This is a genomic window from Colwellia sp. PAMC 21821 (assembly GCF_002077175.1).
GTDB lineage: Bacteria > Pseudomonadota > Gammaproteobacteria > Enterobacterales > Alteromonadaceae > Cognaticolwellia.
Genome location: NZ_CP014943.1, coordinates 3,400,767 through 3,413,371, shown reverse-complemented (window position 1 = coordinate 3,413,371; position 12,605 = coordinate 3,400,767). Strand labels below are relative to the sequence as shown.

Here is a 12,605-nt window from a genome sequence, read left to right as displayed (position 1 = left end):
ACGAGGATAAATTTTCAGTAGCAAGGCGCTTGATTGAGCAATAGCAGGCTATTGGGATTGAAAGCAACGTAGATACTGGATATTTAAACCGCTTTAGAATGATCGATTGTTTATATCAATTGGTATAACAACTACTTTTCTTGATAAAACGCTGACATCGCTTTGTACAAAGAATATAAATCAACTTTTGAGCCAACGGCATAAGGTGAATGAATTGATAAAATTGGAATACCAAAATCAATGACCTCCATATTATCGTTAGATAAATCACTGCCAATGGTACCGCCAGAAGCCTTACCTTTATAAGTTGATGTCTGCCATTTAATATCAGCATTATCTAAGTAATTACGTGTCCACGCCATGTACTCAGAGTTAGCATTAAAACCTCCACCATAAAGCTTTAAGTTAACGCCATTACCCAAACGCGGAGCATTCCCTAGTTCCCACACATTTGACCATGTTGGATTAACACCTGGGTTTACGTCAGCAGAAATTACTTTGGTATTACGTAACACTTTACGCAATTGATAGTCATTATAGCTATCGCCCTTTTGGTTGTGCAGTAAGCCACTAATTAAGTCGACTAAATAGGTAGAGCTCGCACCGGTGTTATTGATATTACCCACTTCTTCATTATCAACTAAATAAGCAATAGCAGTATATTCTGGTGTTTTTTGCTCGGTAAGTGCTTTAACAGCAGCAATTGAAGACGCTTTATCATCTTGGCCGTAAGCTGCAATCATGCTGCGGTCAAAACCAACATCGCGTGGTTTAGTTGCAGGCACTAAAGCAAGCTCAGCTGAAACTAAATCCTCCACTGAAATATCATATTCTGACTTTAAATACTCACTGACTTGGTCTTTGATTTTTTTATCTAATTCAGGCTTGGCAGCAACGATAATATCAAGTTCTTCTTTACCAATAACATCGCGACTGGTGCGCTTACGATTAGGCGAGTCAACATGGGGAGCAAGATCTGTTACCAAAAAGATAGGATCATTTTCATCAAAACCAACTGAAATATTAACCGTTGTACCATCCTTTTTATCCACTCTCCCCACCAAGGCTAAAGGAATATTAACCCATTGATAGGTTTTAATGCCGCCGTGAATATAAGTTTGAAACATAGCAAACTTTTCTTTTTCAAATAAAGGTCGACCTTTAAGCTCAAGACGAGGGGCATCAATGTGAGCACCGACGATACGCGTACCTTGCTCTAATGGTTTTTTACCGATAACAATCAGGGTAATAGTGCGGTCACGATTAACGTCATAAAAGCGCGCACCTGGTTTTAATTTACTTTTTTCGGTTAACTCTTTAAAGCCTTGTTTTTTAACCCGTTTAATAGTCTCTGTAACGAAGGTTAATTCCGTCGGCGCTTTATAAATATAATCTTTATATTCAGTTGCGTAGCGTTCTACCGCTTTCAGCTCTTTAGCGCTTAAGTTTAACCAGCTAGATGGAGATTCAGCCTTAGTTTTGGTGTCTGCCGCTTGAACAAAGCTAGTTTGTGAAAACGTTAAAGCGCTTACAATGGCGATAGTAGTTAATGATTTAGTTAAATTCATAGCAATATTTATAATGATAATCTCAGATAAAAGGCGTACGCCATCTTAAAAGCTATCAATATCAACTGACAAGCTTTATTCGATAAGCAGTGCTTTTTTAGCTATAAATACCATAAAAAAACGTATTAACGGCACAATAGGTCAACATGACAGAAACCAACCTCAAATTTGAATGAGCTAATTTATTGCGTTAGAAGGTAACGACTTAAAACAAACGCAATAAGTCCAATAAACATGGTCAAATAGATACTTTTGTTTTTTGCCGCAGCCACGATCGCAAATGATGCAGCAATTAGATAGGGATTATGCAGTGACACATTTAACTCACCCTGCTGAATAAATATAATAGGGACCCAAATAGCGGTTAATACCGCCGGCGCACTAAAACTTAACAGCTTCGCCATTTTTGCCCCTAAGCGCACAGGCAAGCGTGGATGAATAAATAAATAACGCGTGGTAAAAGTGATCAGTGCCATTAACACAATAGTCAGTAATGTCATGCGCTGTCCTTAACCGATGGACTCAATGTATTATTGTCATCATCAGGAGTTTCTACATCTTTGTTTTTATGTTGAAAACGATCAGTAAGATAACCGCAGTACATAGCAATTAATGCCGCCGCCACTAAATCTAATTCAAACTGCATTAACTTAAACAGCACAGATAACAGCGCAGCAACAATAACAGTAACTAAAATAGGTAAGTTAATGATGGTTGGAATAACTAAAGCAATAAAAGTCACAGCAATGGCAAAGTCTAAGCCTAAATGGGTTAAATCGGGTAAAAAACTACCGGCAATAACGCCTGTTACATTCCATAACAACCAAAAAACGTAGAAACTTCCGCCAGCCACTACGGCATATATCAATCTCAACTGCCCAACAAAAGACTTGCGATGACTCGACAAGGCAAATAGTTCATCGGTTAATAAAAAGCCAAGTCCATAGCGCCACTTGGTTGGTAAAATTTTTAATTTATCTCGCAAAGCCAAACCATACAAAAAGTGTCGCGAGCTAATAATAAAAGTGGTGAACAAAATAGTCGCCAATGAGGCATTATTCGCAATTAATTCAATAGCAACCAGTTGAGCTGAGCCAGCAAATACGATGAGAGGCATTAAAATAGCTTCGAGGGCAGAAAAATCTCGCTGAATCGCTAAAGAGCCACAAAGAATCCCCCAAGGCAAAACCGCTAAATTAAGCGGTAGCATGTCTAAAAATCCTTTTTTCGCCATTAACCAGCGCGCTTTTTTCTTAGTAAGAGCCATTAAATGTAAACCTAGAATATACATCGAAATAAACAGAAAATAATACTACCATTTTTTCAAAAAATTACGGTTAAAATATCCAGTTATTATAGAAAAAAAATACACTTTTTAATTAACATAGTTACATCTTAATAATTATTCAAAGTCGCTGAAAAACCTAAAACATCATTTAAGATAAATCACTATATAAATAAGTTAAACGGTAATATTTAACTGATTTATTGTGGTATAAATAGCCTACAAAAATTGTAATAAAAATGTAAATTCAAATGACAAGGAATTAATGCCGCATGAATAACCAAGCGTCGATATTGGCCAAATCACTCAATATGACAATACTTTCATCTGCGATTGCAGTAACAATTGCTTTAAGTGGTTGTAGTGATAATAAGTCAACAACAGAAAATCCTGATATACAGGCCGCTGAACACACCACTAGAATCGTGCGCCAATTAAGTGAATCGCTTAACGCAAGTTATGCCGAAATGCGTACCAAACAAGTTAGCAATGTTAGTTACCAACTAAGCGTTAAACTAGATACTGAAAGTGAAAGCTTTTCAGGTGTTTCAATGCTTAATTTTCAGTTGGCAAAAAATAACATTAATGATCTAACCATTGATTTTGATGAAGGTACTGTTACCGGTTTAGAAGTCAACGGAAAGCCCGCTGAATTTAGTTATGACAAATGGTTTATTACTGTACCTGCTAGCGCATTATCGGCCGGTAAAAATACAATTAAAGTAGCTTATGAGCGCCCTTACGCCACCGATGGCTCAGGCCTACATCGCTTCGTTGACCCAGAAAATGGTGAGGTGTATCTGTACACTGACTTTGAACCTTATGACGCTAATCGCCTTTTCCCTCATTTTGACCAACCAGATTTAAAAGCGACCTATGCCCTTGAGGTCAATGCGCCGAGCCATTGGCAAATTATCAGTGCTACTCGCGAAACTTCTATTGAAGAGACTGGCGACACCAAACATTGGGTCTTTCCTGCTTCCGCTAAATTTTCTTCTTATGTTTTCTCATTACATGCCGGAAATTATGCGGTTTGGGAAGATAGCTTTGAAGATATTCCCCTACGATTATTCGCTCGTCAAAGTTTGGCTGAGTATGTCAACACAGAGGAATGGTTTAAACCGACTAAGCAAAGCTTTGCTTTTTTCAATCAATATTTCGATGTTAGATACCCGTTTGTTAAATATGACCAAGTAGTGGCCCCTGACTTTAATGCCGGGGCGATGGAAAACGTAGCGGCTGTCACATTTAATGAAGGCTATATTGCGCGCGGTGAAAAATCTACGCAAGCAAAAATGAGTTTAGCTAATGTTATTGCCCATGAAATGGCCCATATGTGGTTCGGCGACTTAGTGACTATGCGTTGGTGGAATGGCTTATGGTTAAACGAAAGTTTCGCTACTTATATGGCCAACCTAGCGATTGCAGAAGCTAGCGATTTTGAGAACACGTGGGACGTATTTTACTCTGGTACTAAACAATGGGCCTATCGAAGTGATGATTCAGTAAACACTCACGCCATAGAGTTACCCGTTGCATCTACAGGAGAAGCACTCTCAAACTTTGACGGTATAACATACGGTAAAGGTGCCTCGGTGCTTAAGCAGCTGCCTTATTACTTAGGTGAAGAAAATTTTCGAGTGGGTGTAAGTAACTACTTAAAGAAGTTTTCTTATAAAAATACCGATCTTGATGATTTTATTGGCGAGCTTGGTAAAGCGGCAAATAAAGATATGAGCCAATGGACGCAAGACTGGTTATACAATGCAGGCTTAAATACCATTAAAGTAAGCTATCAGTGTAATGATGATAAAATTAGTCAATTTTCTGTAAACCAATCAGCGCCTGAAGGCTACCCTACATTACGTGAACAACGCGTACAAATTGGCCTATACAACATCAACGACAATACCATGTCCTTAACGTCTGCAACGCCGATAATGTATCAAGGTGCAAACACAGACATTAAAGCCGTGATAGGCAAAGCCTGTCCTGACTTGGTCTACCCAAATGAAGCTGACTGGGGTTATGTTAAAGTCGACTTAGATGACAAGTCACTTAACGCTATACAAAAACATATTAACGCGATAGATAACACCACTATGCGTCTCATGCTATGGCAAAGCTTATCTGACAGTGTAAATGACGCCAACCTTTCAGCAGAAGCTTTTGTCAATTTCGCTATTACAAACATCGCCGGTGAAAAAGACTACAATGTAATACGAAAAATAGCAGGCAGTTTAACATCAGCATTAGGTTACCTAACGACCGCGACACGCCAAGAGCAAAAAGATTACTCCGCACTTTATAGCGAAGTAGAAGATCTTTACTTCTCACTTTTACAACATGCGGAAGCGGGTTCTGATTTTCAAAAAATGTGGTATAGCCGTTATGTAAATGTGAGTAAAACAACTAAACACTTAGCTAACTTACAAAATATATTACACGGTGAAATGAGCTTTGACGGTTTACTGATTGATCAAGACAAGCGCTGGACGTTAGTGGCAAAAATGAACCGTTACCAGCAAGGTAATTACCAAGCGTTATTAGTTGCAGAGCAAGCAAAGGATAATTCAGATACCGGTGTTAAAAATGCTATTTATGCCGAAGTATTGCGCCCTGAAGCCGCCATTAAAGATAAATGGTTTAATGTGGTAATTAATAATCCTGAAAAGTTAAAGCTTTCGACATTACGCTATATTATGTGGGGCTTATTTCCGTCAGAGCAACAAGCCTTGGCCGCCCCCTACAAAGCTAAAATACTGGCGCATATCCCTAAACTCAACGAGGGTAGTGATTTATCGATGTTAGAGTCGTTCACCTCAAGCTTATTACCTGCAAAATGTACAGCGACAAGTGAGCAAGAACTTGCTGATTTAATTACCGCGTACAGTGAAATGAAACCACAAGCATTAAAAAGTGTTAAAGCGACTCACCAAGAGATCGGACGTTGTATAGAAGCACTTAAACTTTTAAAGTAATTTCCACATAAATGTCAAAAACCAAAAAGAGGCTTAAAAGCCTCTTTTTTTCATCATAAAACTGATTAATTTACAGTGACTTATTTACAGTGTTCTAGCGTAAGCACGCGCCTTCTCTAAATCTTCAGGCGTATCAACACCTTCAACTTCTAAACGTGTGTTCGCAACAGCAACATGTATTTTTTCACCTTGCCAGAGTACACGAAGTTGTTCTAATGACTCAACTTGCTCTAACTGGCTAGCTGGCCACTTCACATAGTCTTTAATAAAACCGGCACGATAAGCATAAATTCCAATATGGCGAAGATAGAAGTCGCCAATGGCATCAATGTGGTCATTATTTAGAAAACGTTCGCGATCGTAAGGAATAGTCGCTCGACTAAAATACAGTGCATAGCCATTTTTATCACATAACACTTTAACTGCATTAGGGTTTAATGCTTCTTCGACATTATCAATTTTCATCGCTAACGTCGCCATACGAGCTTGGTTTTGGCTTGATAGGTTATCAGCAACTTGTGCTATATTTTCAACCGGAATGAAAGGCTCATCCCCTTGCACATTAACAATAACTTGTTGATCAGAAAACTGATAAGTTTGCATTACTTCAGCAAGACGTTCAGTACCCGACTGATGATCAGCTCGGGTTTTACAGACTTCGCCACCAAAACTTTTAACTACACGGGCAACCTCGTCGTTATCAGTTGCCACGATAACTTGCTCAGCGCCACTGGCTAAGGCCTTTTCTACAACCCATTGAATCATAGGCTTACCAGCAATATCAGCGAGTACCTTACCCGGTAAACGTGATGACTCAAATCTTGCAGGGATCACTACCACAAACGACATAAAAACCTCATTAGTCTTGTTTTTCTAGAACGCTATACGTATTTTAGTGAAAAATTATGCGTCATCTGCGGTAATGCGACGCGCTTCATTTTCTAGTAATACCGGAATATCTTTTTCTATTGCATAAGCTAAACGGTCAAATTTACAAATTAACTCTTGTTGCTCTTTATTGTAATCTAACTTTCCTTTACATACCGGACACGCTAGGATTTCCATTAATTTAGTATCAAACGCCATTATTCTCTCTCTTAAAGGTAATATCGCTTGATAACTCTGTATCAAGCGTTAAATTTTGTTAATGCTAGCCAGTTAGGCAAATAATGCTAACTAACATAACTATTATATTTTTTGCTCACGCTTACGAATGATGAATATTAACAAGCCCAGCAATTTTAGTGACTACCGTCGCTATCGACTCGCCATTCGCATGAGTTGTAAACTCTGCATCTACCGGTAAATACCAGTAATGTTCTTGGGCAAAGCTAGCACATTTCACTGCATCTTTTTCGGTCATCAATAGCGGAATATCACTAGAGAATGGTGCTAAATCATCTTCTGAAAAAGCTTGATGATCAATAAAACCTTGAACCGACGACAAAATAAACCCCACTTGCTCAAGCGTATTAAAAAATCGCTGAGGATCACCAATTCCGGCTATCGCATTGATGCGTTTATCCATAGCGAGGTTTTGTGCTAAAAAGGTTTCTAGCTCAACACACTCCCCACTTTTAACATTAATCACTTGGTTTGCCTTTAGCACCATGGTTAATACCGGTAATGCGAAAGCACTGACTTGTTTTTGCCATGTAGTTAAGCCGTTAACAATAACACAATCTGCACGTGTTATTCTGCTTGTTGTCTCTCGTAATGGCCCAGCAGGTAATAATAAACCGTTACCAAATAGTCGTTTACCATCAATCACGATGAACTCAAAATCTCGTGCTAAACGATAATGTTGCAGGCCATCATCAGCAATAATTATTTCACAGCCCAGGTCAATTAAGCACTGACAAGCTTGTATCCTATCAGCACCAATAACGACAGGAGCACCACTGCGTTGAAAGATTAATAACGGCTCATCACCCGCTGTTTCTGCACTACTTTCATCAGTCACTTGATAAGGATAGTGTGGCGCTTTTGACCCATAACCCCGACTCACCACGCCAACTTTTATACCTTGCTCGGTTAGCTTTTCAACCAAATATAAGGTAACTGGCGTTTTACCATTGCCACCAATGCCAATATTACCCACAACGACAACCGGCACCGACATTTTTATCTGCTTAAATAATCCAACTTGATAAGCTAAACGGCGTAAAAAACTCAGTACGGCAAAAAGAATGCTTAAAGGTAGCAACAATGGCACTATTAGCCATTTCGCTGGATGGCCCTGAAACCATACTTTTTCAATTAATCGCATAATTTATCGCTGCTATAAAATCTTAAATCCATAAAGAACTAGTCACCAAATTGAAATTTATGTAGCTGAGCATAAGCGCCGTCTTTCGCTAATAATGTTTGATGGTCACCTTGCTCTTTTATTTGGCCTTGCTCCATAACAATAATTTTATCAGCACTCTCTATCGTTGATAAACGATGGGCAATAACGATACAAGTGCGATTTTTTTGCAATATACTTAAAGCGTCTTGAATATGACGTTCCGATTCAGTATCTAGGGCACTGGTTGCTTCATCTAAAATTAAGAAAGGTGCATCACATAACAATGCCCGTGCAATAGCTACTCGTTGACGTTGCCCACCCGACAACATCGCACCATTATCTCCAATATTAGTGTCTAAACCTTCGGGTAAACCTTCAACAAACTCCATTACATGCGCTTTACGGGCAGCATCTTCAACTTCTTCACGTGTGGCTTCGGGTTTACCATAAGCGATATTATTAGCGATAGAGTCATTAAATAACACAACCTGTTGAGAAACATAAGCAAATTGCTTGCGTAAATCTTTTAATTTGTAATCTTTAATATCTTTGCCATCGATTAAAACTCTACCGGTTGTGGCATTATAAAACCGTAACAATAATGAACTAGCGGTAGATTTCCCGCTCCCCGAGCGCCCTACTAACGCAACCGTTTCGCCGACATTAGCCGTAAAACTTAAATCAGTAAGTGCCTGTTTTTCTTTATCATCATTATAAAAGAAATTAACATGCTCAAACGCCAATGTACCTTTTGCACGTTCTATAGCAATAGTACCAGTATCATGTTCTGTTTTTTGATCAAGCACGCCAAAAATACTGACACAAGCGGCCATACCTTTTTGGAATTCACTATTCACGGTCGTCAAAAGTTTTAAAGGGCGAAGCAGCGTTACCATGCACATGAGTACCGTCATAAAAACACCAGCAGAAATATTGGCGCGCATAGAATCTAGGTTGGCAACATACAAAACAAACGCCAAAGCGAATGAGGCAATAATTTGAATAATAGGCACACTGGCAGCTTGCGTGGCTACCATTTTCATACGTTGTTGACGATTGTGTTTATTAATTTTCGAAAAACGGTCAAATTCTCGTTGCTGACCATCAAAGGTTAATACCACTTTGTGGCCGTTAAAGGTTTGCTCTGCGGCGGTTGTAACCTCGCCCATGGCATTTTGTATGCCTTTACTGATAGTACGAAAACGCCCTGAAACCACTGTCACTATGCCCGCAATAACGGGCGTGATCAGTAAAAAAATCGACGCTAACTGCCAGCTGTTATAAAACATAACTATCAGTAAACCCAGTACAAACGCCCCTTGCTGCACTAACGTTAATAAGGCTTTAGAAACAGCACTAAGTACCTGTTCAGTATCAAAAGTCAATTTTGAGATCAAGCTGCCGGTAGATTCTTTATCATGATAAGCAACCGGCATAGACATAACGTGTTCAAACAGTTCTTGACGAATATTAGCCACCACATTATTGCCTAACCAAGCCAAGGTATAATTGCCAGCAAAATGACAAATACCACGTAAAATAAACATTACCACAATGACATACGGCGCCCATTTCATAAATTCAGGGTCTTGGCCGTCAAGGCCTTTATCGATTAACGGTTGCAGTTGAGAAAAGACAAAACTGTCGATAGCGGCATAACCTAACATGCCTAAAATCGAAACAACGGCTGCCGCTTTATAAGCTTTTGCATAGGCCAATAGGCGCTTAAAGTTTTGTCGCGTGGTATCTTCTGTAGTCGGTTGTAGTGGTTTTGTCGACATTCATACTCTCAATGCGTTATCAAAAAATCTTATCCCTAAGGGACAATACCAGTGGGTATTATTAAATTGCCTCAGTATTTTAGCGTTATTTTGCCAATCAACCAACCGATAAACATTTATAGGCAATATAAATTCACTAATTACGCCAAAAAACTATCAACTGCTGATTAATTTCCGAACCAATATGGCCGAATATCCTCTCGATAATTAATGATTTCAATATTGCCCTTATTTTTCCCTTCAACTTTACTTCCTTCAACATTGACTCCATCTACATTGTCATTAGCCAAATTATCTTCGGCCTTAATTTGGCTAAATTTAAACGTCACCATTCCCACTTCAGCCGTATTAAAAGTAGTAATATCAAAAGCGTTATATCGCGTTAGTATTTCATTTGAAGGCATATGCCACTGGTTTAAATAACCTGCGCTAAACACCACATAACGCGGTGAAACAGCGGCTAAAAATCGACGACTAGAAGATGATTTAGAACCGTGATGCGGAGCAATTAGCAAATCACTGCTAAGTTTATTATCCATGCCTGCAACATTTAATAGCCGCCGCTCTTGTTTTATCGATATATCACCTGGTAGTAAAACACGGTGAACACCATCACTAATAGTCACCACACAAGAGTCATCATTTTTATCACCTATGGCTTGCATTGGTGACAGCATTTCAAAATTTAACCCCTGCCAATTAAAGCGCTGTCCTGATAAACAATGTTGGTCCGGGTTAAGCTCAATATCATTGGCAATAACACGGTCAATAGCTATTTGCTCTCGTAAATGACGTAAGCCACCAGCATGATCATTATCGTTATGACTGATCATGACACCATCAATAGATTGATAGCCTTGGTATTTTAAATAAGGTAAAAGCGCGGCATCTGCCATATTAAAACCACTGGGGTAACTTGCGCCAGTATCATAGATAAAAACATGATTATTCTTCTCAATAACAATGGCAAGTCCATGACCAACGTCGAGTACCGATAATTGCCACGTTTTATGCTGTTGAGCACTAAAATAGTCAATCGATATTGCAATCAAAAATAAACTTAACGTCGCAATAAACTTCACCTTACTGAGTCTAAAAAACAACGCCAACGCTATAAAAGCAAAAAAGAATAACATGGCTTGTATTTGCTGATATGAAATAGCAACCATTGCCCATTTGGCATTAGCTAAATAAGTTAGCCAATGCCAAACATATGACAAACTTACTAAGGCAAAGTCAGCAAAGCAGTGCGATAACCAAGTACTAAATGGCAAGGCTATTACCGCAAGAAGCGTTAAAGGAATAACAGTAACACTCATTAAAGGGACGGCAACAATATTAGCAAAAAATGCTGCCAACGGAAGTTGATAACTCAATGATGCAGCGATAGGTAACATGGCCATGGTTAACGCAAACTGCATAACAACCAATGTTTTAACCCAAAGCCATGAGCGCGACTTAAGGTTACGCCATTGTTTTTTCAGTGCCGTTTCAGGCACTTTTTCAACGATTAATAACGATGGGAGCTTTATCGTTTCTTCAATTTCTGATTTACCCATCGAAAAACGAGAAAATGTCGAAAAAATGATAACTAAAGCTGAAATTGAAAGCCAAAAACTCGCACTTAGTAAACTTAACGGCCAAACGAGTAAAATAATAACGATGGCCAATAGAAACCAGCGTAACAGGGTAACTTTTATGGTCAAAAACTTAAGCGTCCAAAACAATAGTAGCATCACCAATGCACGTAAAGTAGGAATAGAGAAACCAGCCAAATAGGCGTAATACCACGCCATAGAACAGCTAAATAACACGGCAAGGTAACTTAAGTTTATTTGCATTAGTTTTAATTGCCAATGCTTCGTCATCAATAAACGCAATGGCAATAAGCGAATAAACATACGTATAAAAACTAAACTTGCAAAGGCAACAATGCCGATATGTAATCCAGAAATTGCGATAAGGTGCTGAGTTGCTGTTGCTGACAGCACCTGCCAATGCTCGGGCGTTAACTTGCCTCGTTCGCCAAAACCCAAAGCTAAAATTAACGCGCCGAGAGGTTCTTCATCCAAAACAACCGTTAACTTTTGATATAATGTTTGGCGCCAGCTAGTCTGGCCATGCAGTAAAATATTTCTCTTTTTAGTCTTTATTAGCGTTTTAGACTTTTTATCTGGCCTAACATAACCTGTCGCCACTATTTGTTGTTGCCTAAGCCATACTTGATAATTAAAACCACCAATATTAGCCAAACCATGCGCGGGCTTTAGTTTTACCGCTAATTGCCATTTTTGTCCCTGTAATAAAGGCTGAACTGCACCTTTCCACGTTAAGCGCACTGTGAATTTTTCATTAACTTTGTATCCTTGCCAATGACTTACAAGGAAGTTGAAACGACTGTTATCGGACTTTGTATGGACAATATTGCTGACTTCGCCTTGAATTAGGTGAACTTTTTTATGAAGTTCTGCAAGGACAATGTCATTTTTGTCTAAGCTTTGCTGATATTGACTGCCAGCGAGTAAGATCCAAACCATGGCAAATACAGCAATAGCTATTAATCTAAACTTATTAATAACAATAAGTAATAATGAAATTAACAATATTGTTAGTAGCAAAGAAAACTCTGGCACTATAGGCATGAATAATGACAAAATAGCACTGATAAAAAATGTTAGTAGCCACCATTCCATAGTGATC

Annotated in this window: 9 protein-coding genes; 1 reads left to right on the top strand and 8 read right to left on the bottom strand. The window is 38.8% G+C overall.

What is annotated here, in order from left to right; genetic code table 11:
* Window positions 1–131: 131 nt before the first annotated feature.
* The 3 genes from A3Q33_RS14480 to A3Q33_RS14470 all read right to left on the bottom strand — a co-directional run bounded on the left by A3Q33_RS14480 (window position 132) and on the right by A3Q33_RS14470 (window position 2,835).
* Complete coding sequence (locus A3Q33_RS14480) at window positions 132–1,568, bottom strand: zinc-binding metallopeptidase family protein (protein WP_081180558.1); 1,437 nt, start codon at window positions 1,566–1,568, stop codon at window positions 132–134.
* A gap of 182 nt (window positions 1,569–1,750) precedes the next feature.
* On the bottom strand, window positions 1,751–2,068 hold the full coding sequence (locus A3Q33_RS14475; RefSeq protein ID WP_081180557.1) for an AzlD domain-containing protein: 318 nt from the start codon (window positions 2,066–2,068) through the stop codon (window positions 1,751–1,753).
* Window positions 2,065–2,835, bottom strand: a complete 771-nt coding sequence (locus A3Q33_RS14470) for an AzlC family ABC transporter permease (RefSeq protein ID WP_081180556.1) — start codon at window positions 2,833–2,835, stop codon at window positions 2,065–2,067. Before A3Q33_RS14470 ends, A3Q33_RS14475 begins: the two co-directional genes overlap by 4 nt.
* A gap of 290 nt (window positions 2,836–3,125) precedes the next feature.
* Here A3Q33_RS14470 and pepN point away from each other — a divergent pair, with 290 nt between their 5' ends.
* A complete protein-coding gene (gene pepN, locus A3Q33_RS14465) occupies window positions 3,126–5,834 on the top strand; it encodes an aminopeptidase N (RefSeq protein WP_081180555.1) in 2,709 nt (902 codons plus the stop codon).
* An 84-nt stretch (window positions 5,835–5,918) separates the two neighbouring features.
* On the opposite strand, the gene kdsB is transcribed toward pepN, so the two are convergent.
* The 5 genes from kdsB to A3Q33_RS14440 all read right to left on the bottom strand — a co-directional run bounded on the left by kdsB (window position 5,919) and on the right by A3Q33_RS14440 (window position 12,598).
* Window positions 5,919–6,683, bottom strand: coding sequence for a 3-deoxy-manno-octulosonate cytidylyltransferase (gene kdsB / locus A3Q33_RS14460; protein ID WP_081180554.1), 765 nt, complete (start codon window positions 6,681–6,683; stop codon window positions 5,919–5,921).
* Between the two features lie 54 nt (window positions 6,684–6,737).
* Window positions 6,738–6,920 (bottom strand): Trm112 family protein, encoded by a 183-nt coding sequence (locus tag A3Q33_RS14455; RefSeq protein WP_081152527.1) that lies wholly within the window; start codon window positions 6,918–6,920, stop codon window positions 6,738–6,740.
* Window positions 6,921–7,041: 121 nt separating this feature from the next.
* A complete protein-coding gene (lpxK, locus tag A3Q33_RS14450; RefSeq protein WP_081180553.1) occupies window positions 7,042–8,103 on the bottom strand; it encodes a tetraacyldisaccharide 4'-kinase in 1,062 nt (353 codons plus the stop codon).
* Window positions 8,104–8,141: 38 nt separating this feature from the next.
* Window positions 8,142–9,905, bottom strand: a complete 1,764-nt coding sequence (gene msbA / locus A3Q33_RS14445) for a lipid A export permease/ATP-binding protein MsbA (RefSeq protein WP_081180552.1) — start codon at window positions 9,903–9,905, stop codon at window positions 8,142–8,144.
* A gap of 167 nt (window positions 9,906–10,072) precedes the next feature.
* Window positions 10,073–12,598, bottom strand: a complete 2,526-nt coding sequence (locus A3Q33_RS14440; protein WP_196797967.1) for a DNA internalization-related competence protein ComEC/Rec2 — start codon at window positions 12,596–12,598, stop codon at window positions 10,073–10,075.
* Between the last annotated feature and the right edge of the window lie 7 nt (window positions 12,599–12,605).

Bases quoted from the DNA above. Each gene is read 5' to 3' on its own strand.
- A3Q33_RS14470 (WP_081180556.1), bottom strand. From the start codon at position 2,835: ATGGCTCTTACTAAGAAAAAAGCGCGCTGGTTAATGGCGAAAAAAGGA.
- kdsB (WP_081180554.1), bottom strand. From the start codon at position 6,683: ATGTCGTTTGTGGTAGTGATCCCTGCAAGATTTGAGTCATCACGTTTA.
- A3Q33_RS14455 (WP_081152527.1), bottom strand. From the start codon at position 6,920: ATGGCGTTTGATACTAAATTAATGGAAATCCTAGCGTGTCCGGTATGT.
- A3Q33_RS14475 (WP_081180557.1), bottom strand. From the start codon at position 2,068: ATGACATTACTGACTATTGTGTTAATGGCACTGATCACTTTTACCACG.
- msbA (WP_081180552.1), bottom strand. From the start codon at position 9,905: ATGTCGACAAAACCACTACAACCGACTACAGAAGATACCACGCGACAA.
- pepN (WP_081180555.1), top strand. From the start codon at position 3,126: ATGAATAACCAAGCGTCGATATTGGCCAAATCACTCAATATGACAATA.
- A3Q33_RS14440 (WP_196797967.1), bottom strand. From the start codon at position 12,598: ATGGAATGGTGGCTACTAACATTTTTTATCAGTGCTATTTTGTCATTA.
- lpxK (WP_081180553.1), bottom strand. From the start codon at position 8,103: ATGCGATTAATTGAAAAAGTATGGTTTCAGGGCCATCCAGCGAAATGG.
- A3Q33_RS14480 (WP_081180558.1), bottom strand. From the start codon at position 1,568: ATGAATTTAACTAAATCATTAACTACTATCGCCATTGTAAGCGCTTTA.